Origin of the sequence: Variovorax sp. SRS16, from assembly GCF_901827165.1 — a bacterium.
Taxonomy (GTDB): domain Bacteria; phylum Pseudomonadota; class Gammaproteobacteria; order Burkholderiales; family Burkholderiaceae_C; genus Variovorax.
On the sequence record NZ_LR594666.1, the window covers coordinates 2,508,162 to 2,534,387 of the forward strand.

The window sequence follows — 26,226 nt, forward strand, 5'->3', positions numbered from 1 at the left end:
AGCGTGATGGATGTCACGGCCGGCCGGCGTCCGCCGGGTGGTAAAGGACAATGCGCCGATGAATCCAAACAAGGGACCTGGCCAGGCCCGCTGCGTGATGGTGCTCGGCACCACCAGCGGCGCCGGCAAGAGCTGGCTGGCCACCGCGCTGTGTCGCTGGTATGCGCGGCAGGGCCGCAAGGTGGCGCCGTTCAAGGCGCAGAACATGAGCAACAACGCGCGGGTCGTGGCCGGCGGCGAGATCGGCAGCGCGCAGTATTTCCAGGCGCTCGCGGCCCGCGCCGAGCCCGACGTGCGCATGAACCCGCTGCTGCTCAAGCCCGAGCGCGACACGCACAGTCAGGTGGTCCTGATGGGGCAGGTGGATGATGCGCTCTCGGCGCTGCCGTGGCGCGGCCGCAGCGAGCGTGTCTGGCCACGGATCGCGCAGGCGCTGGACGCATTGCGCGCCGACCACGAGGTCGTGGTGATCGAGGGCGCCGGTTCGCCGGCCGAGATCAACCTGATGGCCAGCGACATCGTCAACCTGCGCGTCGCGCGGCATGCCGATGCGCGCTGCCTGCTCGTGACCGACATCGACCGCGGCGGCGCCTTCGCGCACCTCTACGGCACCTGGGCGCTGATGCCCGAGGACGACCGTGCGCGGCTCGCCGGCTTCGTGCTCAACAAGTTCCGCGGCGATGCGGCGCTGCTCGCGCCCGCGCCGCAGCAATTGCAGGAACTCACCGGCGTTCCGACCGTCGCGACGCTGCCGATGTGGTGGCAGCACGGCCTGCCCGAAGAGGACGGCGTGTTCGACGACCGCAGCGTGTCGGCGGGCGAGGTCACCCGCACCATCGCCGTGATCGCCTATCCGCGCATCAGCAATCTCGACGAATTCCAGCCGCTGAAGAACATCGCCGGCGTGCGCCTGCGCTGGGCGCGCAGCCCGGCCGATGTGGCGGGCGCGGACTGGATCATCCTGCCCGGCTCCAAGCACACCAGCAGCGATCTCGCATGGCTTCGTTCACAGGGCCTCGACCGCGCGGTCGCCGCCCATGCGGCGCGCGGCGGCGCGGTGCTGGGCGTCTGCGGCGGCTTGCAGATGCTGGGCGAGGCGCTGATCGATCCACATGGCGTGGACGGCAATGGTCCCGGCCTCGGGCTGCTGCCGCTGGTCACGGTCTTCGCGCCGGACAAGACGGTGCGGCATCGCGAAGCCGCGTTCGGCGCGTTGACCGGGCCGTGGGCCGCGCTGTCCGGCCTGGCCGTGCGCGGCTACGAGATCCATCATGGCCGCACGGCCGAGCATGCCGCGATGGCGGCTGCCGGCGAGCGCGCCATCGCCGTGATGCCGGACGAGCTGGCTTGGCAGAATGGCGCGGGCAATGTGCTCGGCCTCTATCTGCATGGGCTGTTCGAGGATGCGGGCGTGTTGCGGGCGCTGTTCGGCGTTGCCGCGCGCTCGCTCGACACCGTGTTCGACGGCCTGGCCGACCATATCGATTCCCACTTTGACGCGGGCGTGCTGCGCTCCCTGATCCAATGACACTCGAACTTCCTCCCATCGACGACCTGAACGATGCCGCGCTCGCCGCGCGGCTGCAGCATCTGCTGGACAACAAGACCAAGCCGGTCGGCGCACTCGGCCGGCTGGAGACGCTGGGCTTGTGGCTGGGGTCGATCCTCGGCAGCGAGTCGCCCGCGCTGGTCGCGCCGCAGATGCTGGTCTGCGCCGGCGACCACGGCCTTGCGGCGCGTGGTGTGTCGGCCTATCCGAGCGACGTGACCTGGCAGATGGTCGAGAACTTCCTGGCCGGCGGCGCGGCCGTGAGCGTGCTGGCGCGCCAGCATGGGCTGGCGCTGACCGTGGTGGACTGCGGGGTGCGGCACGACTTCGCCGCGCGCGAAGGATTGCTGATCCGCAAGATCGCGCCGGGCACCGCCGACGCATCGCTCGGCCCCGCCATGACCGAGGCGCAATGCGAAGAGGCCATCGCCAACGGCATGGCGATCGTTCGCGCGCTGCCCGGCAATGCCGTGCTGCTGGGCGAGATGGGCATCGGCAATTCGTCCGCGGCCTCGATGCTGCTGTCGCGGCTCACCGGCCAGGACATCGATGGCTGCACCGGTGCCGGCACCGGCCTCGACGCGGCCGGACGCGCGCACAAGCGCAAGGTGCTGCGCGGCGTGCTGGAACTGCATGCCGATGCGAACGCGCCGCTCGCCGCGCTCGCGGCCTTCGGCGGTTTCGAGATCGCGACGCTGGTCGGCGTGGTGCTGCGGGCGGCCGAGGAGCGGCGCGTGATCGTGGTGGACGGCTTCATTGCCAGCGCGGCCGTGCTCGTGGCCCATGCGCTGCGCCCGCAGATCCTGCAGCGCTGCGTGGCGGCGCATGAATCGGCCGAGCCGGGCCATCGGCTGCTGCTGAGCTATCTGGGGCTGACGCCTCTGCTGCAACTCGACCTGCGGCTTGGCGAAGGCTCGGGCGCGGCGCTCGCGTGGCCGCTGCTCGAATCGGCCTGCCGCATCCTGCGCGAGATGGCGAGCTTCGAATCGGCCGGCGTCTCCAAGCAGGACACGCCGTGAATGGCGTGCGCCACTTCCTGCTGGCGCTGCAGTTCTTCACCCGCGTGCCGGTGACCGGGCCGCTGGCCGGCTGGGTCGGCTTCAGCCCGGCGATGCTGCGCGCGAGCGCGGCGCATTTTCCGGGTATCGGCTGGCTGGTCGGCGCGGTGGGCGCGGGTGTTTTCGTCGGCGCGCAGGCCGGGCTGCCGGGCCTCGGCGGTGCAGTGGCTGCGGCCGTGCTGTCGACTGCGGCCACCGTGTGGATGACGGGCGCCTTCCACGAAGACGGACTGGCCGACGTGGCCGATGGACTCGGCGGCTCGGCCGACCGCGCACGGGCGCTCGAGATCATGAAGGACTCGCGCATCGGCGCCTTCGGCGCCATCGCGCTGTTGCTTGCGCTGGGCCTGAAGGTCGCATTGCTGGCCGTGCTCGCGGGGCAGGGCCCGGCGTGCGTGGCCGCCGCGCTCGTCGGCGCGCATGTGCTCTCGCGCCTCGCGCCGTTGTTCCTGATCCGGTGGCTGCCCTATGTCGGCGATCAGGGCGCAGCGAGCAAGGCCAAACCGCTGGCCGATGCGATCGGCGGCGGCGCCTTGCTGGTGGGCATCGCCTGGTCGGTGCCGGCGGCCGCGCTCCTGCTGCGGGTGATGGGCGCGCTGCATGGAGGGATGGCCTTGCTGCTGGGCGCGCTCGCCACGGTGTGCGTGGCGCGGCTGCTGCAGCGCCGGCTGCAGGGCTTCACCGGCGACGGCCTGGGCGCGACGCAGCAGGTCTGCGAACTCGCGCTCTACCTTGCGCTCGCGTGGCGCGCATGAAGCTGCGCCTGGTGCGCCATGCACAGACCTCGGCAGCGGCCGGCCTGTGCTACGGCCGGACCGACGTGCCGGTGCCGTCCGAGGCGACGCAGGCGGTGGCCGAGCGCATCGCGCCGGACTTGCCGGCCGGCATCGCCGTGGTGTGCTCGCCCTTGCAGCGCTGCGCCGGCCTCGCGCAGGCGCTCTCGGCACTGCGGCCCGATCTGCATCCGCGCGCCGACCCGCGGCTGGCCGAGATGGATTTCGGGACCTGGGAGAAGTCGCGGTGGTCCGCGATCGACCGTGCCGAGTTCGATGCCTGGATGCGCGACTTCGCCGACCTGCGTGCCGGCGGCAGCGGCGAGAGCACGCGCCAGTTCATGCAGCGCGTCGGCGAGGCCTTCGATGCATGGCGCGCAACCGGTCGCGATGCGGTGTGGGTCACGCATGCGGGCGTGATCCGCGCCGCGTGGCTGCTGCATGAAGGCGTGCGTTGCGTGGCCCGTGCGGACCAGTGGCCGTCGCAGCCGATCGCCTTCGGCGAGTGCGTGACGATCGAGGCCTGAAGCGCAAGCGCGCTCAGGCCTTGGGCGCCGGCGTCTTCGGCTTGTAGTCGCACCAGGGCGCCACCGCGCAGTCCCAGCAGCGCGGCTTGCGCGCGATGCAGACGTAGCGGCCATGCAGGATCAGCCAGTGGTGCGCATGAAGACGGTATTCGGGCGGCACGCGCTTCTCGAGCTTGAGCTCGACCTCGAGCGGTGTCTTTCCGGGCGCCAGGCCGGTGCGGTTGGCGACGCGGAAGATGTGGGTATCGACCGCCATGGTCGGCTCGCCGAACGCGACGTTGAGCACCACGTTGGCGGTCTTGCGTCCCACGCCGGGCAGGGCTTCGAGCTCTGCGCGTGTCCTTGGCACTTCGCCCCCGTGTTGTTCGACGAGCATGCGGCAGGCCTCGATCAGGTGCCTGGCCTTGCTGCGGTAGAGGCCGATGGTCTTGATGTAGCCCTCGAGCCCTTCGACGCCGAGGTCGAGGATGGCCTGCGGCGTGTTCGCGACCGGATAGAGCTTGCGCGTCGCCTTGTTCACGCCGACATCGGTGGCCTGCGCCGACAGCAGCACGGCGGCCAGCAGCTCGAAGGGGGTCGTGTATTCGAGCTCGGTTTCCGGCGTCGGGTTGGCGGCCTGCAGGGTGGCGAAGAAGAGGCTGATCTCAGATTTTTTCATCGTGACGCGCAGTCTATGGCTTGTGCGGGCGGACTTGCGACAATGGCGCCCTGCAACTCCCGAACAGAAGGTTCTCCATGCAATTCGCATCCCGCCTCGACAACGTCGAAACCTCCGCCATCCGCGAACTTTTCAAGCTGCTCGGCACGCCCGGCATCATCAGCTTCGCGGGCGGCTTTCCCGACAGCGCGATGTTCGATGTCGAAGGGTTGAAGGAGGCGAGCGCGAAAGCCCTGTCCGAGGAACCCGGCGGCGCCTTGCAGTACGGCGCGACCGAGGGCTACGAGCCGCTGCGCACGCAGCTGTCCGCCTTCATGAAGAGCAAGGGCGTCGATGTCGCGCCCTCCGGCCTGATCGTCACCACCGGCAGCCAGCAGGCGCTCGATCTGCTGGGCAAGACGCTGATCTCGCCCGGCGACAAGGTGATCGTCGAAGGGCCGACCTTCCTGGCGACCATCCAGTGCTTCCGCCTCTACGGCGCCCACCTGATCAGCGCGCCGATCGACGCCGACGGCGTGCGCACCGACGAGCTCGAAAAGCTCATCGCCGAACACAAGCCCAAGTTCGTCTACCTGATCCCGACCTTCGGCAATCCGAGCGGCGCGATGCTGAGCCTGGAGCGGCGCAGGAAGGTGCTCGAGATGGCGGTCAAGCACCAGACGCTGATCGTCGAGGACGACCCGTACGGCGATCTCTATTTCGGCAAGGCGCCGCCGCCCTCGATCATGTCGCTGACCCAGGACGTGCCGGGCAGCCGCGAGTTGGTCGCGCATTGCGGCTCGATGAGCAAGGTGCTGAGCCCGGGCCTGCGCATCGGCTGGATGATCGCGCCGGCGGAACTGCTCGCCAAGGCGACCATGTGCAAGCAGTTCAGCGATGCGCACACCAGCACCTTCGCGCAGGCGACGGCCGCGCAGTACCTCAAAAGCGGCCGCATGCCCGACACGCTCGCCAACGTGCGCAAGGTCTACGGCCAGCGCGCGCTGGCCATGGGCGCGGCGCTGAAGCGCGAGCTGGGCGACGCCATCCGCTTCGAGCAGCCGGGCGGCGGCCTGTTCTTCTGGGCGCGCCTCACCGGTGCCAACGGCAAGATCGCCGATGCCAACGTGTTCGCCAAGCGCGCGATCGAGAAGCTCGTGGCTTTCGTGCCGGGCGCACCCTTCTTCGCCGAGAAGCCCGATGTGGCGACGCTGCGGCTGAGCTTCGCGACGGCCAACGTCGAGAAGATCGAGGAAGGCATCGCACGCCTCGGTGCGGCGCTGTAGGCTTCCCCATGAGAAAAACTTTTCAGCTGCGACCCGAAGGCAAGAACCCCGACCGGGTCCTGGATGCCGTCAAGCACGAGATCCGCAAGTACCTCAAGCGCGAGCGCGCGCACGCCTTGCCCGAGGGCGCGGACTTCTGGGATTTCGATTGCCGCTTCGGCCTTTCGGCCGAGACCGCCGAGGCCGTCCATCTTTCCGCGCTCATCGGGCGGGTGGATGGCGTCGCGAAAGAGGGCGGTGCGCAGGCCTATGTCGAGATCCTGGCCCGGCCCGGCCAGCGAACGGCGCGGCCGGTCGAGCCCGCGGCCGAGTAGGTCGTCAGCGCAGCGCCTGGTCGAAGTCCTCGATCAGTTCGTCCGCCGCTTCCAGGCCCACCGAGACGCGCACCAGTCCGTCGGCGATGCCCATCTCGGCGCGCACGGCGGGGCCGGCCTCCCAGAAGATCGTCGGCGCGACCGGAATGATCAGCGTGCGGTTGTCGCCCAGGCCGGTCGCCTTGATCGGCAACTGCAGGCGGTTCAGCACTGCCGGCATGCGCGCGCTGTCGCGCAGCTCGAAGCCGAGGAGCCACGACCCGGCCTTGAAAAGGCGCTTGGCCATCGCATGCTGCGGATGGCTTTCCAGCATCGGATAGTGCACGGCCGCGATGGCCTCGTGCGCCTGCAGGTGGCGCGCCAGCGAGAGCGCGGTGGCGCTGGTCTGCGCGACGCGCAGTGCGAGCGTCTCGGCGCCGAGGCTGATGCGGTGCGCCTGCTCGGGCGAGAGCGATGCGCCCATGTCGCGCAGCCCCTTCTTGCGGATCTGCATCAGCCCCCACTGGCGCGCGTCCGACTTGCGGTAGCTCGGTGAGATGTTGGGATAGTCCTGCCAGTTGAATTCGCCCGTGTCGGTGACCGCGCCGCCGAGCGCGGCGCCATGGCCGGCGATGGTCTTGGTCAGCGAGTTCACGACCAGCCCGGCGCCGACGCGCTTCGGCCTGAAGAGCGCGGGCGAGGTGATGGTGTTGTCGACCACGTAGAGCAGGCCGCGCTCGCGGCACAGCGCGCCGATGGCGTCGAGGTCGGGGATCTGCGTGCCGGGGTTGGCGATGGTCTCGACGAACACCATGCGCGTGTTCGGGCGCAGCGCGGCGCGCACGTTCTCCACCGAACAGGCATCGACCTTGCTGACCGCGACGCCCAGATCCTGCAGCGTGCCGAACAGGCTGTTGGTATTGCCGAAGACGAAGGCGCTGGAGACCATGTGGTCGCCCGCGCGCAGCAGCGTGAGAAAGACCGCGGACAGCGCGGCCATGCCGGTCGAGAAACACAGCGTGCCCAGGCCCTGTTCGAGCTGCGTGATCTTCGCTTCCAGCGCCGCCGTCGTCGGCGTGCCCTGGCGGGCGTAGTTGAAGCTGTTCTTCAGGGTGCCCTGGAACACGCCGATCAGGTCCTCGACCCGATCGAAGCCGTACTGGACCGAGGTGTGGATCGGCTTGTGGATGGCGCCGTGCTCGACGCCGAAGCGGCGATCGCCATGCACCGTGGCCGACGCGGCGGGCGCGGCCTCGTCCCGTGCGTTGTCCTTGCTGTCCTTGCTCATGGCTTCTCCGTGAAGATGTCCAGCAGGCGGTCGAGGCCGCCTTCGTTGATCGCGACCATCGCCTGTTCGCGCACCCTGGGCTTGGCGTGGTAGGCCACCGAGAGCCCCGCCTCGGCCATCATCGGCAAATCGTTGGCGCCATCGCCGACCGCAATGACCTCGGCCGGCGAGATGCCCAGCAACGACGCGACTTCCAGCAGGGTGCGGCGTTTTTCCGCGCCGTCGCAGATATCGCCCCAGCTCTGCGGCGCGACGCGGCCGGTGAGCAGGCCATCGGCTTCGTCGAGCAGGTTGGAGCGTGCGAAGTCGATGCCCAGGCGTTCCTTCACGCGGTTCGCGAAGAAGGTGAAGCCGCCCGACACCAGCAGCACCTTGAGGCCGGTCGCCTTGCAGGCCGCGACCAGTTCGGCCGCGCCGGGGTTGAGCCGCAGCCGCTCGTCGTAGACCCGTTGCAAGGCATCGACCGGCACGCCCTGCAGCAGCGCGACGCGGCGGCGCAGGCTTTCCTTGAAGTCCTTGATCTCGCCGCGCATCGTGGCCTCGGTGATGGCGGCGACCTCGGCCTTCTTGCCGGCCGCGTCGGCGATCTCGTCGATGCATTCGATGTTGATCAGCGTCGAGTCCATGTCGAAGCAGATCAGCTTGAAATCGGCCAGCGTGAGCGGTGGCGTGAAATGCCGGACGATCAGGCCGGGCGGTATGTCGTGGGCGGTCATGCGGCGGTCGCCTCCTGTACGTTGGGCTGGCCGAGGCTGCGCAGCACGTCGCGCACCATCTGCGCGCGGTCCTTCGGTTCCTTGAGCTCGCGCTCGATGCGCAGCTTCTCGTTGCCGGCCAGCTTGATGTGCTTGTTCTTCTGGATCAGGCTGATGATGTGCATCGAATCGATCGGCGGATCCTTTCGGAAGGTGATGTGGATCACGCCCGGCGCTGCATCGACCTTGAGCACGCCGTAGGGCCGCGCGAGCACGCGCAGCCGGTGCATGTCGATCAGCGTCTGCGCCTGCGGCGGCAGCTTGCCGAAGCGGTCGACGATTTCCTCCAGCAGGGTGTCGATCTGGTCGGGCGTCTTCGCGGTGGCGAGCTTCTTGTAGAAGGACAGGCGCAGGTGCACGTCGCCGCAGTAGTCGTCGGGCAAGAGGGCGGGCGCATGCAGGTTGATCTCGGTCGTCACGTTGAGCGGCGACAGCAGGTCGGGCTCGCGGCCTTCCTTGAGCGAGCGCACGGCCTCGGCCAGCATCTCGTTGTAGAGCTGGAAGCCGATCTCCATCATGTTGCCGCTCTGGTTCTCGCCCAGCACCTCGCCGGCGCCGCGGATCTCGAGGTCGTGCATCGCGAGGTAGAAGCCCGAGCCCAGTTCCTCCATCGCCTGGATGGCATCCAGCCGCTGCGCCGCCTGCTTGGTCAGGCCGTCGATGTCGGGCACCATCAGGTAGGCATAGGCCTGGTGATGACTGCGGCCGACGCGACCGCGCAGCTGGTGCAGCTGGGCCAGGCCGAACTTGTCGGCGCGGCTCATGACGATGGTGTTGGCGGTCGGCACGTCGATGCCGGTCTCGATGATGGTCGAGCACAGCAGCAGGTTGTAGCGCTGGGCGACGAAGTCGCGCATCACGCGCTCCAGCTCGCGCTCGGGCATCTGGCCGTGGGCGACGGCGATGCGCGCCTCGGGCAGGATCTCCTCGAGCTTCTGCCGCCGGTTCTGGATCGTCTCGACCTCGTTGTGCAGGAAGTAGACCTGGCCGCCGCGCTTGAGCTCGCGCAGCACGGCCTCGCGGATCACGCCGGTGCCTTCCGTGCGAACGAAGGTCTTGATGGCGAGCCGCCGCTGCGGCGCGGTGGCGATCACGCTCAGGTCGCGCAGGCCTTCGAGCGCCATGCCCAGCGTGCGCGGGATCGGCGTGGCGGTGAGCGTGAGCACGTCGACCTCGGCGCGCATCGCCTTCATCGCCTCCTTGTGGCGCACGCCGAAGCGATGCTCCTCGTCGATGATGAGCAGGCCCAGGTTCTTGAACTTGACCGACTGCGACAGCAGCTTGTGCGTGCCCACCACGATGTCGATGGTGCCGTCGGCCAGGCCCTTGGCGGCGGTGGTGATTTCCTTGGCCGAGCGGAATCGGCTCATCTCGGCGACCTTGACCGGCCACTTGGCGAAGCGGTCGACCAGTGTCTGGTGGTGCTGCTCGGCCAGCAGCGTGGTCGGCGCCAGGAATGCGACCTGCTTGCCGCCCGTCACCGCGACGAAGGCGGCGCGCAGCGCGACCTCGGTCTTGCCGAAGCCGACGTCGCCGCAGACCAGCCGGTCCATCGGCTGCGGCGAGATCATGTCGTGGATGACGGCATGGATCGCGGCCTTCTGGTCGGCGGTCTCGTCGAAGCCGAAATCGTTGGCGAAGACCTCGTAGTCGGCGGCCGAGAAGCGGAAGGCATGGCCTTCGCGCGCCGCGCGCCGTGCGTAGATGTTCAGCAGCTCGGCCGCGGAGTCGCGCACCTGCTCGGCCGCGCGGCGCTTGGCTTTTTCCCACTGGCCGGAGCCGAGCTTGTGCAGCGGCGCCTCGTCGGCGCTGACGCCGGTGTAGCGGCTGATCAGGTGCAGCTGCGACACCGGCACGTAGAGCGTGGCCTTGTCGGCGTATTCGAGGTGCAGCATTTCCTGCAGCAACGGCTTGCCGTCGGCATCGACACCCTGGCCGAGGTCCATGTTGACCAGGCCGCGGTAGCGCCCGATGCCGTGCGCGGAATGCACGACCGGATCGCCGATCGCGAGTTCGCTCAAGTCCTTGATCAGCGCCTCGACGTCGCTGACCTGCTCCTGCTTCTTGTTGCGGCGCCGGGTCGCCGGCGCGGTCGCGAAGAGCTCGGTCTCGGTGACGAAATCGATGCCCTGTTCGCGCCACGCGAAGCCGGCGACCAGCGCGGCGGTTGCGATGCCGGTCTTCTCGTCGGGCGAGGCCTCGAACTCGGCCAGCGAATCGAAGGCCGGCGGATGGATGCCGCTGGCACGCAGGAAATCGAGCAGGCTTTCGCGCCGGCCGTCGCTTTCGGCGATCAGCAGTACGCGGTGCGGCGTGGCGGCGATGTGGGCCTTGAGCTTGACCAGCGGATCGTCGGCGCCGCGCACGACGGCAAAGGCGGGGAGCGGCTCGAACTCGGCGTAGGGCGTGGCCGAGTCGTCCGGCCCCGAGCGGATCGCCAACTGCGCGTGCGGCTTGGCGCGCTGATAGAACTGCTCGGCGTTGAGGAACAGCGCCTCCGGCGGCAATGCCGGCCGCTCGGGGTCGCCGCGCACCAGCCGGTAGCGCTCGTGGGTGTCCTGCCAGAAATGCTGGAACGCGGGCTCGAGCTCGCCGTGCAGCACCACGGTGGTGTTGGCGCCGAGGTAATCGAAGACGCTCGCGGTCTCCTCGAAGAAGAGCGGCAGGTAGTACTCGATGCCGGCGGTCGCGACGCCGTTGCCCATGTCCTTGTAGATACGGCTGCGCGTCGGGTCGCCTTCGAGGAGTTCGCGCCAGCGGCTGCGAAAACGCGCGCGCGCATCGTCGTCCATCGGGAATTCGCGGCCGGGCAGGAGGCGCACTTCGGGCACCGGGTAAAGGCTGCGCTGGGTGTCGGGGTCGAAGGTACGGATCGAGTCGATCTCGTCGTCGAACAGGTCGACGCGGAATGGCACCTGCGAGCCCATCGGGAACAGGTCGATGAGGCCGCCACGCACGGCGTACTCGCCGGGGCTCACGACCTGCGTCACGTGGCTGTAGCCGGCCAGCGTGAGCTGCGCCTTGAGCTTCGATTCCTGCAGCTTCTGCCGGGTCTTGAAGTGGAAGGTGTAGCCAGCCAGGAAGGCCGGCGGTGCCAGCCGATAGAGGGCGGTGGTGGCCGGCACGAACACCACATCGACCTCTTTCTGGCTGATGCGCCAAAGGGTGGCAAGGCGTTCGCTGATCAGGTCCTGGTGCGGCGAGAAGCTGTCGTAGGGCAGCGTCTCCCAGTCGGGGAACAGGGCGCAGCGAAGCTCGGGCGCGAAGAACGCGATCTCGTCGATCAGCCGTTGCGCGTCGTTGGCGTCGGCGGTGAACACGGCGGTCGCGCGGCCCGCTTTCTTTTCGCGCTCGGCCAGTTGCGCGAGCAGCAGGGTGTCGGCCGACAACGGGGGCCGCGGGAGCGTAAAGCGCTTGCCGGCTGAGAGAGGGGGGAGGTCCATGAAGTGCCTGGGAAATGCAGAACACCCCGCGCCGTGCGGCGAGGGGTGTGACCAGCGATTCTAGAATGGCTGCCCCATCGCCGCTGGCCCGTGCCAAAGCTCCATGTCCCTCTCGCGCCTTTATGTGTTGATCCCCTGTGCCGGCGCGGGCAGCCGCGCGGGCGGCACGCTCGCCAAGCAATACCAGCGGCTCGCGGGGCAGCCCATGGTGGCGCACACGATCGAGGCCTTTCGCGCATTGACGGGTGTCTTCGCGGGCATCGCGCTGGTGGTGTCGCCCGACGACAAGGAGGTGGGCACCGCACTGCCGAATTTCCCGGCCGAGGGCGAACACCTGCTGCGGGTGGGCGGCACCACACGGGCCATCACCGTGCGGCAAGGTCTGCGCGCCCTGCGCGATGTCGGCGCCGGTCCGCACGACTGGGTATTGGTCCACGATGCCGCGCGCTGCCTCGTGACGCCGACGCAGATCGAAGCGCTGATCGCCGCCTGCGAGCACGACGCCGTCGGCGGCCTGCTGGCCCATCGCCTGGCCGACACGCTCAAGTCCGCGACGCCCGAAGGCCGGGTTGCCGGCACGCTGATGCGGGCCGACAAATGGCTCGCACAGACGCCGCAGATGTTCCGTATCGGCATGCTGCTCGATGCGCTGGAGCGCGCCGGCGATGCGGTCACGGACGAGGCGGGCGCGATCGAGGCGGTCGGGCTCGCGCCGCTGCTGGTGCCGGGCAGCGCGCAGAACCTGAAGCTGACCTATGCGGAGGACTTCGCGCTGGCGGAGGCGGTGCTGCACAGCCGGAGCGCGATGCCATGACGGCCTTCCAGATGCGTGTCGGTGAAGGCTGGGACATCCACCAGCTGGTGGCGGGCCGCAAGCTGATCCTGGGCGGCGTCGAGGTGCCGCACCCCACGGGCCTGCTCGGACATTCGGATGCCGACGTGCTGCTGCATGCGATCACCGATGCGCTGCTTGGCGCGGCCGGCCTCGGCGACATCGGCCGGCATTTCCCCGACACCGATGCACAATTCCGCGGCGCTGATTCCGCCGTGCTGCTGGCCGAAGCCGCGCGCCGCGTGCGCGCCGCGGGCTGGCAGATCGGCAACATCGACAGCACCGTGATCGCGCAGGCACCCAAGCTCGCGCCGCACATTCCGGCGATGTGCGCGCGCATCGCGGCGGTGCTCGGGCTGGCGGTCGACGAAGTCAACGTCAAGGCCAAGACGGCCGAAAAACTGGGTGCGGTGGGCGAAGGAAAAGCGATGGAGGCGCGCGCCATCGCAATGATTTTTCGCTAACCCCCAGGCTGCGCGCACTTCGTGTCGCTTCGCCACCCTTGCTGGGGGCAACACCAGCGGACCAGCGAAGCCGGATCCGCGGTGTTCCCCGAATGAAAGGGGCCTCTATTTGGTCGTGACGGGCTTGCTGGCGGGAGGCTCGGCTTTTGCCGATGCCGCACGCGGCATGCGGATGTGCGCCGCCAGGCCGCGGCCCGGCGTGCTGGTGAGCGCGAAGGTGCCGCCCATGCGTTCGATGTTCTTGGTCACGATCGACAGGCCGAGGCCAGCGCCGGCCGCCGAGGTGCGGGCCACGTCGCCGCGGAAGAAGGGCTTGGTCAATTGCGACAGCAGCGCGGGCGCGACGCCGGCGCCGTGGTCGCGCACCTTAATCAGCACGGCGTCGTTGTGCGCCTGCGCCTGGATCGTGATGTCGGCGACGCCGGTGGCGGCTGACTTGCCGTAGCGCCGCGCGTTCTCGATCAGGTTGGAGATCACGCGCTGAAGCTCGACCTCGTCGGCCATCACCCGCAGGTCGGCCGGCATGTCGACGGTGATCTTGATGTCCTCGTGGTCCTGGACCGCGTAGGCGCAGGCATCGATCACGTCGCGCAGCAGCACCGGCTTGAACTCGACGTGGTCGGGCCGCGCGTAGTCGAGGAACTTGTCGATGATGGCGTCGAGCTGCGCGATGTCGGCCGCCATGTGGTCGCGCGCATCCTCGTCGGCCACGCTCATTTCGGTTTCGAGCCGCAGCCGCGCGAGCGGTGTGCGCAGGTCGTGCGAGATGCCGGCCAGCATCACGGCGCGGTCCTGCTCGATCTTGGCGAGCTGATCGGCCATGCGGTTGAAGCCGACGTTCACCGCGCGGATCTCGTTGGTGCGCGCCCGTTCGTCGAGCCGGTGCGCCTCGTACTCGCCCTCGCGCACCTGCAGCGTGGCCTGCGAGAGCTGCTTGAGGGGCCGGTTGATCAGCCGCGTGATCAAGGCCGCACCGGCCAGCGACAGCACCATCGTCGTCGCCAGCCAGACCAGCCAGGTGCGCTGGTCGAGCCGGCTGAAGCGCGTGGGGTCGAGCAGCAGCCAGTAGGCATCGCTCTCGATCGTGAAGCCGATCCAGAGCCCGGGCTCGTCGTTGACGCGGCTGGCGATGGTGGTGCCTTCGCCGAGGCGGTCGATCAGCTCTTCGGTGACGCGCTGGTCGAGGGTGCCGCTGGTGTAGGGCAGGAAGCGGTCGACCGGCTCGCGCGGCAGGATGCGCACGCCTTCCTGGTCGGCCAGGGTCTTGATCAGCGACACGCGCGTGATGGCGTCGGAATACACCAGCGCGGCGCGCGTGAGGTTCACCAGCGAGGCGATCTGGTGCGCGGTCTGGATGGCGCGCGGCTCGTACTCGAGCGCGCGGAAGGTCTGCAGCCAGGCGACCGTGCAGCCGATCAGCAGCAGCACCAGCAGGAAGAATGTGCGCCAGAAAAGACTCAGGCCGAGCTGCAGTCGTGCGCGGCGCCTCGGCGGGCCGAGGTTCTCCAGCGGACTTGGCAGCGTGACCTGCGGGCCGTCGTCCGCCAAGGGGCTGGGCGAGGTTGTCCTGGGGCCGAGGGCGGCCACGTCGGTCAGCTTCTCAGGTCGTGCCGTCCGGCACGAACACGTAGCCGACGCCCCACACCGTCTGGATGTAGCGCGGCGCGGCGGCGTCGGATTCGACCAGCTTGCGCAGGCGCGAGATCTGCACGTCCAGGCTGCGGTCGAAGGGTTCGAACTCGCGGCCGCGCGCCAGCTGGGCGAGCTTCTCGCGCGACAGCGGCTGCCGCGGATGGCGCACCAGCGCCTTGAGCATCGCGAACTCGCCGGTGGTCAGCGAGAGTTCCTCGCCGTCCTTCCTGAGGGTGCGCGAACCGAGGTCGAAGCTGAAGGGGCCGAAGTTCACGGTTTCGTTGTCGGTCGACGGCGCGCCCGGCGCCTCGAGCGGCGGCCGGCGGCGCAGCACGGCATGCACGCGTGCCAGCAGTTCGCGCGGATTGAAGGGCTTGCCGAGGTAGTCGTCGGCGCCGACTTCGAGGCCGACGATGCGGTCCACGTCCTCGCCCTTGGCGGTGAGCATGATGATCGGCGTGCGGTCGTTGGCGGCACGCAGGCGGCGGCAGACGGACAGGCCGTCCTCGCCGGGCATCATGAGGTCGAGCACGATCAGGTCGACGGTGTCGCGCAGCAGGATGCGGTTCAGGGCCTTGCCGTCTTCCGCCACGATGACCTCGAATCCTTCCTGGGTCAGGTAGCGGCGCAGCAGGTCGCGGATGCGCGCGTCGTCGTCGACGATCACGATCTTGTCTGTGCGGGCGGGAGCTTGATTCATTTCTACAACGCTGAATTTGTAACAGCACCAATTCTGAGGGTGTTGAGGTGCCATTGAGCGCCTTTTACCTACTCCTTGACACTAAGTTACAAAACTTGCGGGCGCTAGCCGTCCAGACGTTTGCGCGTAGCTCGGAGATGGCACAGTGACTCCACATGCCTGATCGATCCTCCATGAAGCCGACTCTTCTCACCTTGCCCTTTGTGCTCGCGAGCCTGTGCCTTTCGGCCTGGGCCGACTCGGTGGAGGTACTGCCTGCGAACGGACCCCGCCGCAGCGAGCTGCGGGACGCGGTGGATGCGCACCGGGCCGCCAATCGCGATGAGGTGCGGCGCGAGGAGGCGGCGGCCGGCCGCCATCTGACGCCTGCCGAACTGGCCGAACTGCGCGAGCAGGTGCGCCGCCAATGGATGCCGCGCTCGCAGGTGGTTCAATCGGCGGAATCGCAGCCGGCCGAGCGCATGGTGCCCAATCCTATGATGGGCGGCGGCACGTTGCCGGGCCAGCGTCCTTGAGCGTCGCGCCCTGCGGGGCGAGCCGCGCTTTCTCTCATTCACTTCGGGATTTCCTGCCTTGAACCATTTCAGACGGATTGCGGCTTGCGCCGTATTGATGTGCGCGGGTGCCGCGTGGGCGCAGGGCGCGCCATGGACACCACCGCAGAACGTGTTGCAGCTCTCGGCCAGCGGGACGGTCGAGGCGCAGCAGGATCTGCTGAGCATCACGCTCGCCACCACGCGCGACGCGGCCGACGCGGCAACGGTGCAGACACAGCTCAAGACGGCGCTCGATGCCGCGCTGGCGGAGGCGCGCAAGAACGTGCAGCCGGGCGAGCTCGACGTTCGCACGGGCAACTTCAGCCTGTCGCCGCGCTACACGCGCGAGGGCAAGATCAACGGCTGGCAGGGCTCCGCCGAACTGGTGCTCGAGGGCAAGGACTTCCCGCGCATCACGCAGACCGCAGGCCGGATCTCCACGCTGTCGATCGGCAACATCGGCTTCGGCCTGAGCCGCGAACAGCGAGCCAAGGTCGAGACCGAGGCGCAGACCCTGGCGATCGACAACTTCAAGCACAAGGCGGACGAACTGGCCAAGGGCTTCGGCTTCGGCGGCTATACCCTGCGCGAAGTGGCGGTCAATGCGAACCAGGGCGGCCCCATGCAGCCGCGGATGATGGCGATGTCGGCCTCGGCCAAGATGGCATCGGACGCGCCGGTGCCGGTCGAGCCCGGCAAGACCAGCGTGGTCGTCAACGTCTCCGGATCGGTGCAGTTGAAATAGCGGCGGCTGCCGCTTCCGAACCCCGCGGCAAGTACGGGTTTGGGGCCGAGCGCATGGGGTGTCTCCGAATGAATTAGGATGCACCGAGACATTCATTTTCTTCGCGATTTTTCCCGTCCCATGACCGAGCCTGCATCCCCTCCCATCGCCTATGGGTCTTGCGGGCCGGCCCGATGGAGGGCGCCGTGAAACGCGAGCAATCCCTGCAAGTGACTGGCGCACCGGATCCCATGGTGGTCGACTACCCGCTGTCCGCGGCGACCGCCGAGCGCAACCCGGTGATGGAGAACATGCTGGCGCGCGCCCGCGCCTTTGCGGAGCCGCTGATCGCGGACGAGACGCTCGACACCGGAGAGAACACGCTCTCGCATGCCGATGCGGTGGCGACGATCGTCGCGCGCATGGGCGGCTCCGAGGCCATGCAGGCCGCGAGCTACCTCGTCTACTCGTGCCAGCACCTGAACCGGCCGCAGGAAGTGATCGCCAAGGTGTTCGGCAACAACTTCGCCGCGCTCGCGGTCGAGACCACCAAGCTCGTGCACGTGCAGAAGCAGGCGCGCTCGGCCACTGCGAGCGCGCATCTGGCCGACGGCGCCGGCTCGCAGACCGAGAACGTGCGCAAGATGCTGCTGGCCTTCTCGCGCGATCTGCGCGTGGTGATGCTGCGGCTGGCGTCGCGCCTGCAGACCCTGCGCCATGCGGCGGCCAGCAAGAAGCCGGTGCCCGAGGGTGTCGCGCGCGAATCGCTGCAGGTGTTCGCGCCGCTGGCGAACCGGCTGGGCATCTGGCAGGTCAAGTGGGAGATCGAAGACCTCTCGTTCCGCTTCCTGGAACCCGAGACCTACAAGCTCATCGCACGGCTGCTCGACGAGAAGCGCATCGAGCGAGAGGGCTATGTCGAGCAGTTGCGCGCGCGGCTCGAGCGCGCGCTGGCGGGCGAGGGCATCAAGGCCACGGTGCAGGGCCGGCCGAAGAACATCTACAGCATCGTCAAGAAGATGCGCGGCAAGTCGCTCGACTTCGGGCAGGTGTTCGACATCATGGCGCTGCGTGTCGTGGTCGCCGACGTCAAGGACTGCTACGGCGCGCTGGCCTGGGTGCATTCGCATTTCCAGCCCATCGACGAGGAGTTCGACGACTACATCGCGCGGCCCAAGCCCAACGGCTACCAGTCGCTGCACACGGTGGTGCGCGAGGTGGTCGACGGGCACGCGGGCAAGCCGATCGAGATCCAGATCCGCACCGAGGAAATGCACGACCATGCCGAGCATGGCGTGGCGGCGCACTGGGCCTACAAGGAAGCCGGCCACAAGGGCTATGCGGGCGTCTGGGCGAGCGGCGAGTACGACGCCAAGATCGCGGTGCTGCGCCAACTGCTGGCGTGGGAGCGCGACCTGTCGGGCGGTTCGCAGGGACAGGGCCTGTTCGACGACCGCATCTACGTGCTGACGCCCGATGCGGCCATCGTCGAATTGCCGCAGGGCGCCACCGCGGTCGACTTCGCCTACACGGTCCACACCAGCCTGGGCCATCGCTGCCGCGGCGCGCGCGTCGACGGCGCGATGGTGCCGCTCAACACGCCGCTGCAGAACGGGCAGACGGTCGAGATCATCGCCGCCAAGGAAGGCGGTCCCTCGCGCGACTGGCTCAATGCGGAGCTGGGCTATCTCGCGAGCCATCGCGCCCGCGCGAAGGTCCGGGCCTGGTTCAACGCGCAGATCACGCACGAGACCGTGGCGCGCGGCCGCGAAGCGGTCGAGAAGGTCCTGCAGCGCGAAGGCAAGACGGCGCTGAAGCTCGACGATCTCGCATCGCAGCTCGGCTTCAAGGCCGCGGACGATCTGTTCGAAGTGGTAGGCAAGGACGAGTTCTCGCTGCGCAACATCGAGATGCTGCTGCGGCCGCCCGAGCCCGCGCCCGGGCCCGACGACGGCGTGATCATCAAGAAGGCGCGCGCCGGCGGCAACGCGGGCAAGGGCGGCGTGCTGGTGGTCGGTGTCTCGTCGCTGATGACGCAACTCGCCAAGTGCTGCAAGCCCGCGCCGCCCGATGCGATCCGCGGCTTCGTGACGCGCGGCCACGGCGTCAGCATCCATCGCGCGGACTGCAGCAACTTTCGCATGATGGCCACGCGCGACCGCGAGCGCGTGATCGACGTGGAGTGGGGCGCGCAGAAGCCGGATGCGGGCTCGGTCTATGCGGTCGACGTCGCCGTCGAGGCGGCCGACCGGCAAGGCCTGCTGCGCGACATCTCCGACGTGTTCGCGCGCGAGAAGATGAACGTGATCGGCGTGCAGACGCAGTCCGTCAAGGGCACGGCGTGGATGACCTTCACCATCGAGATCGCCGACGCCGCGCGGCTTGTGCAGGTGCTGCACGTGGTCGCTTCGGTGGCCGGCGTGCGTTCTGCGCGGCGACGCTGAAAAAGCGCTCTCGCGGCCTGCTACAATTCGACCTCTCGGACACATCCTTAGGCGCGTAGCTCAGCTGGTTAGAGCACCACCTTGACATGGTGGGGGTCGTTGGTTCGAGTCCAATCGCGCCTACCAATTTTCTCCCCTGAAGACTCAGCATCTTCACCCCCTCGGGGAGATTCGCTTCTTCTTCTGCCTCGACTCGGCTGCCTATCCGTGCGGCGTGCGTGGGCCCGCAATTTCAGCCAACATCCTGATGTACTGCTCGACGAGCGGCCCTGGTGCGAATTCCAGAGCCCGCTCTTTGGCGCGCGCCGATTGCACAGCCTGCAGTGCGGGATCGTCGAGGAGCTGGAGCATGCGCCGGGCCAGCGCCTCGTCGTCACCGTTGGCGAACACCAGGCCCGCGTCTCCCATGCATTCGGCGAGTCCGCCTCGTTCGGACACGATCAGATTGCGGCCGGCGGCCATCATTTCGACGACCACGCCACCCATCGGTTCGCACCAGACGGAAGGGACGACGGCGATGCGGCCCTTGGACACCCAGTCGACGAGCGCCGCGCCATGCTGGTTGCCGGCAAACACGATCGAGGAAGCGACGTCGAGCCGCTCGGCCAGGGCTTCGAGCTCGGCTCGGCGTTCGCCATCGCCAATGATCACCAGCCGCGGTGGCGCATTCAGGCGCTGCGACACCACGGTCGCAAACGCCTTGACGAGCGTGTCGACTCCTTTCTCGGAAACCAGCCGGCCCAGATAGAGAAAGTCGAACTCGGGTGCCTGCGTGGCGCCCGATGCCGCCTCGAAGCGTTCGGTCGGAAATGGGTTGTAGATGCGGACCTGCCGCGGAAGCGGGTTCGCCTGCTGCATCCAGTCGGTGATGGCGACATGTTTCGTCACCAGCCACGTGGCGACAAATCGGCGCAGACCGAGCTTGAGTGCATCGCGCACGACATGCTTCCAGCCGCGCAGGGCCGCGTGGTGGCGTACCGAAGCGAGCGGCGTGAGCGGTGCGCGAGCGCCGTCGTACCACCCGGCGCCGTCGATGCACGCGGCCTGATAAGCGGTGTGCACCCAGACAAAGGGCTTGCGATACAGCAGCACCCAGGGGGTGAGCGAGAGCGTGGCTCCATTGAACAGAACCACGTCGGCCCAGCGAACGAGTTCCCGCGAGCGCTTGCCGTCCGGGTTGTCGATCACTTCGAAGGGGAAAGCCCGGCCGGGTTCTCGTGGCGTCCTCGTCAGCACCTTGCATTCGATGCCGCTGCGCGCGAAGCCTTGGGCCAGTTCTATCGAAACGGTTTCTACCCCGCCGGTCGAGGGATGAAAGACATGGGAATAGAGGAGGATCTTCATGATGGTGCATCGCCCGATGGGATTGGGCGAGCGCTCTTGGGCCGCGAGGATGCCAGCTTGCAGGGCAGTCGGCCGGCCGGGAAGTATGCCAAGTGTAGAAGTCCTATGGCCTTCGTCGACTGGCGATTTCGCCGCCAGTTGTGGTAACTTGCTCATCACCGTTCCACAGCATGAATCACACGCCCCGATGACCACGCCCGCGGCCGAGACCGACCCGGCACTCGAAGAGCTCCGCCTCGCCACACTGGTGCGGCAGGCGCCGCTCGAGTTCGCCCGCGTGGTCTACGGACTCAACGACCGCGCCAATGGCCGCGCCGGCACGATGGCGGCCGAGGACGTCGCCCGCACCGTGCGCCAGGGCGCGCCGGTCACGCGCGAGCGCGCCGAACAGCGCGCCCGTGGCTACCTGCCGGTGGCGGGTCAGGAGCATTGCCCGCGCTGCTGGGTCTTCAACGGCATCAAGAGCCCGTTGCACTACCGCGAGACCACCGAGGAGCGTCCGGAGTCGGCATCCTGCAAGGTGTGCGGCGCCGAATACGCCACCTCGCTGGACTGACGTCCGAAGCGCCGCCGGTCAGGGTAAACCTTGGCGCGGTGCAGCAAAGCGGCTTTCTAGAATCGATCGATTGCGCGCCATGGCGTCACACTGAAGGAGTCCGTAGTGCAGAGCAAGAAGTCCGGTGCCAAGCCGGTCCAGCGGGTGATCAAGAAATATCCCAACCGAAGGCTCTACGACACGGAAACTTCCAGCTACATCACGCTCGCCGAGGTCAAGCAGCTGGTGATGAACAAATCGGCGTTCGTGGTGCGCGACGCCAAGAGCGGCGACGACCTTACGCGCAGCATCCTGCTGCAGATCATCCTCGAGGAAGAAGCCGGCGGCGCGCCGATGTTCACCGAGCAGGTGCTGGCCAGCATCATCCGTTTCTATGGCCAGACGATGCAGGGCTACATGGGCGTCTACCTGGAGAAGAACATCCAGGCCATGGCCGAGGTGCAGGCGCAGCTGGCCGAAAAGGCCGAAGGCCTGACGCCCGAGATGTGGTCGAAATTCATGACCATGCAGTCGCCGATGCTGCAGGGCATGATGGGCAATTACGTGGAGCAATCGAAGACCGTGTTCCTGCAGATGCAAGAGCAGATGCAGAAGAACACCGAGCAGGTTCTGGGCGCCTTTGGCATCAAGCGGCCCTAGACCGGGCGCCACGGCCGATAGCTGGGACAATAGGGGGATATGAGCGAAGTTGCCTCCCCTGAACGAATTGCCGCGCCGGCCGTGCCCAAAGTCGGCTTTGTGAGCCTGGGCTGTCCCAAGGCCTTGACCGATTCCGAACTGATCCTGACCCGGCTGAGCGCCGAGGGCTATCAGACCTCCAAGACCTTCGAAGGCGCCGACCTGGTGATCGTCAACACCTGCGGTTTCATCGACGACGCCGTCAAGGAAAGCCTGGACACCATCGGCGAGGCGCTGGCCGAGAACGGCCGCGTGATCGTGACGGGTTGCCTCGGCGCCAAGACCGGCGAGCAGGGCGGCAATCTGGTGCGGCAGATGCATCCGAGCGTGCTGGCGGTCACCGGGCCGCATGCGACGCAGGAAGTGATGGACGCAGTCCACGCCAACCTGCCCAAGCCGCACGATCCCTTCGTCGACCTCGTGCCGGGGGCTTTCGGCATCGCGGGTCTGAAGCTCACGCCGCGGCACTATGCGTACCTGAAGATCAGCGAGGGCTGCAACCATCGGTGCACCTTCTGCATCATTCCGTCGATGCGCGGCGATCTGGTGTCGCGGCCGATCGGCGACGTGCTCGCGGAAGCCAAGGCGCTGTTCGAGGGCGGCGTGCGCGAATTGCTGGTGATCAGCCAGGACACCTCGGCCTACGGGGTCGACGTCAAGTACCGCACCGGCTTCTGGGACGGCAAGCCGGTGAAGACGCGCATGCTCGAACTGGTGCGCACGCTCGGCGAGATCGCGCAGCCTTACGGCGCGTGGGTGCGGCTGCACTACGTGTATCCGTATCCGAGTGTCGACGAGATCATCCCGCTGATGGCAAGCGGGCAGGTCTTGCCCTACCTCGACGTGCCGCTGCAGCACAGCCATCCCGATGTGCTGCGGCGCATGAAGCGGCCGGCGAGCGGCGAGAAGAACCTGGAGCGCATCGCGCGCTGGCGCGAGGTGTGCCCGGAGCTCGTGATCCGCAGCACCTTCATCGCCGGCTTCCCCGGCGAGACGCAAGAAGAGTTCGAGCACCTGCTCGACTTCATCCGCGAAGCGCAGATCGATCGCGCCGGCTGCTTTGCCTACAGCCCGGTCGAAGGTGCCGTGGCCAACGACATTCCGGGCATGCTGCCGGCGGCCGAGCGCGAGGCGCGGCGCGCACGCTTCATGGAAGTGGCCGAAGCGGTGTCGATCGCCAAGTTGCAAAGGCGCGTCGGAGCCACGATGCAGGTGCTGGTGGATTCGGCGCCTGGCCTGGGCCGCAAGGGCGGCGTCGGCCGCTCGTATGCCGATGCGCCCGAGATCGATGGCATCGTGCGGCTGCTGCCGCCGGAGAAGATCAGCAAGACGCTGAAGGTCGGTGAATTCACGCGCGCCCGCATCGTCGGCGCCGAAGGCCACGACCTGATCGCGCTGCCTGTTTGATCGATGCCGCGAGCAGACAACAAAAAAGCCACCGGAGACCGGTGGCTTGAATGGAGAAACCCGACAAGGGTCTATATAAACTTGGTGCCCAGAAGAGGACTCGAACCTCCACGATGTTACTCGCTAGTACCTGAAACTAGTGCGTCTACCAATTCCGCCATCTGGGCCCACATGCTGCTTGGAACAAGTCCCCGCAGCGCGTTTTGAATTTCAGGAAAGAGAGAGATCATATCAAAAATAACGGCCATCCCAGCGGCTTGCTGGATGAAGTGGAAGGCACGGTGCAAGGACATCGCGACGGGCACGGTTTCGTGCAGCGCGACGACGGCGAAGCCGACATCTATCTGCCCCCCAATGAGATGCGTGCGGTGCTGCACAAGGACCGCGTCAAGGCGCGCGTCGTGCGCCAGGACCGGCGCGGACGGCCCGAGGGCCGCGTGGTCGAGATCATCGAGCGCCCCGAGCAGCCGATCATCGGCCGCCTGCTGCACGAAGGCGGCATCTGGCTCGTCGCACCCGAGGACAAGCGCTACGGACAGGACGTCCTGATCCCCAAGGGTGCGACCGGCACGGCGAAGGTCGGGCAGGTCGTCGTGGTGCAGCTGACCGAACCACCGGCGCTGTTCGGTCAGCCGGTCGGCCGCGTGCGCGAAGTACTCGGCGAAATCGACGACCCCGGCATGGAGATCGAGATCGCGGTGCGCAAGTACGGCGTGCCGCACGAGTTTTCCGAAGCCTGTCTGGCCGAGGCCAAGGCGCTGCCCGACAAGGTGCGGCCGGCCGACAAGAAGGGCCGCATCGACCTGACCGACGTGCCGCTGGTCACCATCGACGGCGAGGACGCGCGCGACTTCGACGACGCGGTGTACTGCGAGCCCGCCAAGGTCGGCCGCGGCAAGGGCTGGCGTCTCCTGGTCGCGATCGCCGACGTCAGCGCCTATGTGCAGACCGGATCGGGCATCGACATCGATGCCTACGACCGCGCGACCAGCGTCTACTTCCCGCGCCGCGTGATACCGATGCTGCCCGAGAAGCTGTCCAACGGCCTGTGCTCGCTCAACCCCGAGGTCGAGCGCCTGTGCATGGTCTGCGACATGCTGGTGGCGGCCGACGGCGAGATCTACGCCTACCAGTTCTACCCGGCCGTGATGTGGAGCCATGCGCGCTTCACCTACACCGAAGTCGCGGCCATCCTCGGCAACACGCGCGGCCCAGAAGCCGCGAAGCGCAAGGACCGCGTCAAGGACCTGCTGAACCTCGCCGACGTCTATCGCGCATTGCTCAAGCAGCGCAGCAAGCGCGGTGCGGTCGACTTCGAGACCACCGAGACGCAGATCATCTGCGACGACGCCGGCCGCATCGAGAAGATCGTCCCGCGCACGCGCAACGAGGCCCACCGGCTGATCGAGGAAGCGATGCTGGCGGCCAACGTCTGCAGCGCCGATTTCATCGCCGAGGGCAAGCACCCGGGCCTCTACCGCGTGCACGAAGGCCCGACGCCCGAGAAGAAGGAAATCCTTCGCGGCTACCTCAAGGCGATGGGTGTCGGCCTGTCGATCACCGACGACCCGAAGCCGGGCGAGTTCCAGGCCATCGCCGAAGCGACCAAGGAGCGGCCGGACGCGCAGCAGATCCACACCATGCTGCTGCGCTCGATGCAGCAGGCGATCTACACGCCCATCAACAGCGGCCACTTCGGTCTGGCCTACGAGGCCTACACGCACTTCACGAGCCCGATCCGCCGCTATCCCGACCTGCTGGTGCATCGCGTGATCAAGGCCATCCTCGGCAAGACCCGGTACCAACTGCCGATGCTGCCGACGCCCGGCGAGGCGCATGCCAAGCTGGCCAAGCGACTCGCATCCCGCGTCAAGGCGCCGAGCACCAAGCCGCAGAAGGCGACGATCGCGCCGACCAAGGAAGTGCTGGCCTGGGAGGCCGCAGGCCTGCATTGCAGCGCCAACGAGCGGCGCGCCGACGAGGCCAGCCGCGATGTGGAAGCCTGGCTCAAGTGCAAGTACATGCGCGAGCATCTCGGCGAGGAATACGGCGGCACGGTCACTGCCGCGACCACCTTCGGCATCTTCGTCACGCTCGATGCGATGTACGTCGAAGGACTGGTGCACATCACCGAGCTCGGCGGCGAGTATTTCAAGTTCGACGAGCAGCGCCAGGAGCTGCGCGGCGAGCGCACCGGCATCCGCTATGCCATCGGCACGCGCGTGCGCGTGCAGGTCAGCCGCGTCGACCTCGACGGCCGCAAGATCGACTTCCGCCTGGTGCGCGAGGGCGAGGAGCTGAGCGCGCGCGCCATGAAGGACAAGGGCGCTGCGACCGGCGGCGTTCCGGCCAAGGCCTCGGCCAAGCGCAGCGCGCGCAGCAAGGCCGCGCCGGTCGCCGAACGCAGCGAACGCGGCGAGCGATCTGCCGCCGCCGTCGCGCCGCAATCGGCGATGCAGGCATTCCGATCGGCCGTGAAGAAGGCCGCCAACAAGATGAAGGGGCGCAAGCCGCGCCGTTGAAGGAGAAGCGAATGAGCAGCAACGAGAAGCAGAGCCGCATCGCGGTCGTCACGGGCGCCGGCAGCGGCATCGGCCGCGCGGCCGCACTGGCCTTGCTGGCCGATGGCTGGCGCGTGGTGCTGGCGGGTCGCCGGCTCGAGCCGCTGGCGCAGGTGGCGGCCGAGTCGGGCGCGGCCGACCGCGCGCTGCCGGTCTCTGCCGACGTCGCCGATCCCGCATCGGTACAGGCGCTGTTCGCCGCCGCGGTCGAGCGCTTCGGCCGCGTCGATCTGCTGTTCAACAATGCCGGCGTCGGCAACCCGCCCGGCCCGTTCGAGGAATGGACGCCCGAGCAATGGCGCGGCGTGGTCGACATCAACCTGAGCGGGATGTTCTATTGCATCCAGCAGGCCTTCCGCACGATGAAGGCGCAGACGCCGCGTGGCGGCCGCATCATCAACAACGGTTCGATCTCGGCGACCACGCCGCGGCCCAATTCGATCGCCTACACCGCGACCAAGCATGCAGTGAAGGGCTTGACCAAGACGGCCTCGCTCGATGGCCGCAAGTACGACATCGCAGTCGGCCAGGTCGATGTCGGCAACGCGATGACCGAGCTCGCCGCACGCATGAGCAAGGGCGTGCCGCAGGCCAGCGGCGAGATCGCGATCGAGCCGATGATCGACGTTGCCATCGTCGGCCAGTCGGTGCTCTACATGGCCAATCTGCCGCTGGAAGCCAACGTGCTGTTCCACACGATCATGGCGACCAAGATGCCCTTCGTCGGGCGCGGATAGGC

General features: G+C 67.9%; 23 protein-coding genes and 2 tRNA genes. 17 read left to right on the forward strand and 8 right to left on the reverse strand.

The features are described 5' to 3' along the window. Positions 1-58: 58 nt before the first annotated feature. Genes E5P2_RS12140 through E5P2_RS12155 form a run of 4 tightly spaced genes read left to right on the forward strand, consistent with a single transcriptional unit; the run spans position 59 to position 3,907 of the window. Positions 59-1,528 (forward strand): cobyric acid synthase, encoded by a 1,470-nt coding sequence (locus tag E5P2_RS12140; RefSeq protein WP_162567380.1) that lies wholly within the window; start codon positions 59-61, stop codon positions 1,526-1,528. After that, entirely contained in the window at positions 1,525-2,568 is a 1,044-nt protein-coding gene (gene cobT / locus E5P2_RS12145; protein WP_162567382.1) for a nicotinate-nucleotide--dimethylbenzimidazole phosphoribosyltransferase, read from the forward strand. The genes E5P2_RS12140 and cobT overlap by 4 nt, the downstream gene beginning before the upstream one ends. Next, a complete protein-coding gene (locus E5P2_RS12150) occupies positions 2,565-3,362 on the forward strand; it encodes an adenosylcobinamide-GDP ribazoletransferase (protein ID WP_162567384.1) in 798 nt (265 codons plus the stop codon). Before cobT ends, E5P2_RS12150 begins: the two co-directional genes overlap by 4 nt. Further along, positions 3,359-3,907, forward strand: a complete 549-nt coding sequence (locus E5P2_RS12155) for a histidine phosphatase family protein (protein WP_162567386.1) — start codon at positions 3,359-3,361, stop codon at positions 3,905-3,907. The genes E5P2_RS12150 and E5P2_RS12155 overlap by 4 nt, the downstream gene beginning before the upstream one ends. A gap of 13 nt (positions 3,908-3,920) precedes the next feature. Here E5P2_RS12155 and nth read toward each other — a convergent pair whose 3' ends face one another. Continuing rightward, positions 3,921-4,565, reverse strand: coding sequence for an endonuclease III (nth, locus tag E5P2_RS12160; protein WP_162567388.1), 645 nt, complete (start codon positions 4,563-4,565; stop codon positions 3,921-3,923). Between the two features lie 77 nt (positions 4,566-4,642). Between nth and E5P2_RS12165 the strand changes: the two genes are divergently transcribed. Next, positions 4,643-5,830, forward strand: a complete 1,188-nt coding sequence (locus E5P2_RS12165; protein WP_162567390.1) for an aminotransferase-like domain-containing protein — start codon at positions 4,643-4,645, stop codon at positions 5,828-5,830. 8 nt (positions 5,831-5,838) lie between these two features. Further along, positions 5,839-6,144, forward strand: a complete 306-nt coding sequence (locus E5P2_RS12170; RefSeq protein WP_162567392.1) for a DUF6172 family protein — start codon at positions 5,839-5,841, stop codon at positions 6,142-6,144. A 4-nt stretch (positions 6,145-6,148) separates the two neighbouring features. On the opposite strand, the gene E5P2_RS12175 is transcribed toward E5P2_RS12170, so the two are convergent. Genes E5P2_RS12175 through mfd form a run of 3 tightly spaced genes read right to left on the reverse strand, consistent with a single transcriptional unit; the run spans position 6,149 to position 11,609 of the window. Beyond that, a complete protein-coding gene (locus tag E5P2_RS12175) occupies positions 6,149-7,411 on the reverse strand; it encodes a cystathionine gamma-synthase family protein (RefSeq protein WP_162567394.1) in 1,263 nt (420 codons plus the stop codon). Further along, complete coding sequence (gene serB / locus E5P2_RS12180) at positions 7,408-8,127, reverse strand: phosphoserine phosphatase SerB (protein WP_162567396.1); 720 nt, start codon at positions 8,125-8,127, stop codon at positions 7,408-7,410. The genes E5P2_RS12175 and serB overlap by 4 nt, the downstream gene beginning before the upstream one ends. Continuing rightward, complete coding sequence (mfd, locus tag E5P2_RS12185) at positions 8,124-11,609, reverse strand: transcription-repair coupling factor (protein ID WP_162567398.1); 3,486 nt, start codon at positions 11,607-11,609, stop codon at positions 8,124-8,126. The genes serB and mfd overlap by 4 nt, the downstream gene beginning before the upstream one ends. Positions 11,610-11,712: 103 nt before the next feature. Between mfd and ispD the strand changes: the two genes are divergently transcribed. Together ispD and ispF are read left to right on the forward strand one after the other, a co-directional pair. After that, positions 11,713-12,423 (forward strand): 2-C-methyl-D-erythritol 4-phosphate cytidylyltransferase, encoded by a 711-nt coding sequence (gene ispD, locus E5P2_RS12190; RefSeq protein ID WP_162567400.1) that lies wholly within the window; start codon positions 11,713-11,715, stop codon positions 12,421-12,423. Next, positions 12,420-12,905 carry a 2-C-methyl-D-erythritol 2,4-cyclodiphosphate synthase gene (gene ispF / locus E5P2_RS12195; RefSeq protein ID WP_162567402.1) on the forward strand — a complete coding sequence of 162 codons (486 nt, stop codon included), beginning with the start codon at positions 12,420-12,422 and terminating at the stop codon, positions 12,903-12,905. The genes ispD and ispF overlap by 4 nt, the downstream gene beginning before the upstream one ends. A gap of 105 nt (positions 12,906-13,010) precedes the next feature. Here the strand turns inward: ispF and E5P2_RS12200 are convergent, their stop codons facing one another. Together E5P2_RS12200 and ompR are read right to left on the reverse strand one after the other, a co-directional pair. After that, positions 13,011-14,426, reverse strand: coding sequence for a sensor histidine kinase (locus E5P2_RS12200; protein ID WP_162570458.1), 1,416 nt, complete (start codon positions 14,424-14,426; stop codon positions 13,011-13,013). A 79-nt stretch (positions 14,427-14,505) separates the two neighbouring features. Then, entirely contained in the window at positions 14,506-15,237 is a 732-nt protein-coding gene (gene ompR / locus E5P2_RS12205; RefSeq protein ID WP_106558408.1) for an osmolarity response regulator transcription factor OmpR, read from the reverse strand. A 173-nt stretch (positions 15,238-15,410) separates the two neighbouring features. On the opposite strand from ompR, the gene E5P2_RS12210 reads away from it, so the two are divergent. The 4 genes from E5P2_RS12210 to E5P2_RS12225 all read left to right on the forward strand — a co-directional run bounded on the left by E5P2_RS12210 (position 15,411) and on the right by E5P2_RS12225 (position 19,067). Then, the gene (locus tag E5P2_RS12210) at positions 15,411-15,752 is read left to right on the forward strand and encodes a hypothetical protein (RefSeq protein WP_162567404.1); all 342 of its coding nucleotides are present in this window, start codon (positions 15,411-15,413) and stop codon (positions 15,750-15,752) included. Between the two features lie 97 nt (positions 15,753-15,849). Next, positions 15,850-16,518: an SIMPL domain-containing protein gene (locus E5P2_RS12215; protein WP_162570459.1), complete on the forward strand. Its 669-nt coding sequence runs from the start codon at positions 15,850-15,852 to the stop codon at positions 16,516-16,518. A 230-nt stretch (positions 16,519-16,748) separates the two neighbouring features. Beyond that, complete coding sequence (locus E5P2_RS12220; protein ID WP_443083551.1) at positions 16,749-18,941, forward strand: RelA/SpoT family protein; 2,193 nt, start codon at positions 16,749-16,751, stop codon at positions 18,939-18,941. A 49-nt stretch (positions 18,942-18,990) separates the two neighbouring features. Beyond that, positions 18,991-19,067 (forward strand) — tRNA-Val (locus E5P2_RS12225). Between the two features lie 75 nt (positions 19,068-19,142). Here the strand turns inward: E5P2_RS12225 and E5P2_RS12230 are convergent. Beyond that, positions 19,143-20,285: a glycosyltransferase family 4 protein gene (locus E5P2_RS12230; protein WP_162567408.1), complete on the reverse strand. Its 1,143-nt coding sequence runs from the start codon at positions 20,283-20,285 to the stop codon at positions 19,143-19,145. Positions 20,286-20,472: 187 nt separating this feature from the next. Between E5P2_RS12230 and E5P2_RS12235 the strand changes: the two genes are divergently transcribed. From E5P2_RS12235 to rimO, 3 genes are all read left to right on the forward strand, one after another. After that, positions 20,473-20,841: a hypothetical protein gene (locus E5P2_RS12235; RefSeq protein WP_162567410.1), complete on the forward strand. Its 369-nt coding sequence runs from the start codon at positions 20,473-20,475 to the stop codon at positions 20,839-20,841. A gap of 105 nt (positions 20,842-20,946) precedes the next feature. Further along, complete coding sequence (gene phaR / locus E5P2_RS12240; protein WP_174262662.1) at positions 20,947-21,480, forward strand: polyhydroxyalkanoate synthesis repressor PhaR; 534 nt, start codon at positions 20,947-20,949, stop codon at positions 21,478-21,480. Positions 21,481-21,519: 39 nt separating this feature from the next. After that, positions 21,520-22,926, forward strand: a complete 1,407-nt coding sequence (gene rimO, locus E5P2_RS12245) for a 30S ribosomal protein S12 methylthiotransferase RimO (RefSeq protein WP_162567412.1) — start codon at positions 21,520-21,522, stop codon at positions 22,924-22,926. An 82-nt stretch (positions 22,927-23,008) separates the two neighbouring features. On the opposite strand, the gene E5P2_RS12250 is transcribed toward rimO, so the two are convergent. Beyond that, a tRNA-Leu gene (locus E5P2_RS12250) sits at positions 23,009-23,093 on the reverse strand. Between the two features lie 90 nt (positions 23,094-23,183). On the opposite strand from E5P2_RS12250, the gene rnr reads away from it, so the two are divergent. Next, entirely contained in the window at positions 23,184-25,448 is a 2,265-nt protein-coding gene (rnr, locus tag E5P2_RS12255) for a ribonuclease R (RefSeq protein WP_174262663.1), read from the forward strand. An 11-nt stretch (positions 25,449-25,459) separates the two neighbouring features. Then, the gene (locus E5P2_RS12260; RefSeq protein WP_162567414.1) at positions 25,460-26,224 is read left to right on the forward strand and encodes an SDR family oxidoreductase; all 765 of its coding nucleotides are present in this window, start codon (positions 25,460-25,462) and stop codon (positions 26,222-26,224) included. Positions 26,225-26,226: the final 2 nt, after the last annotated feature.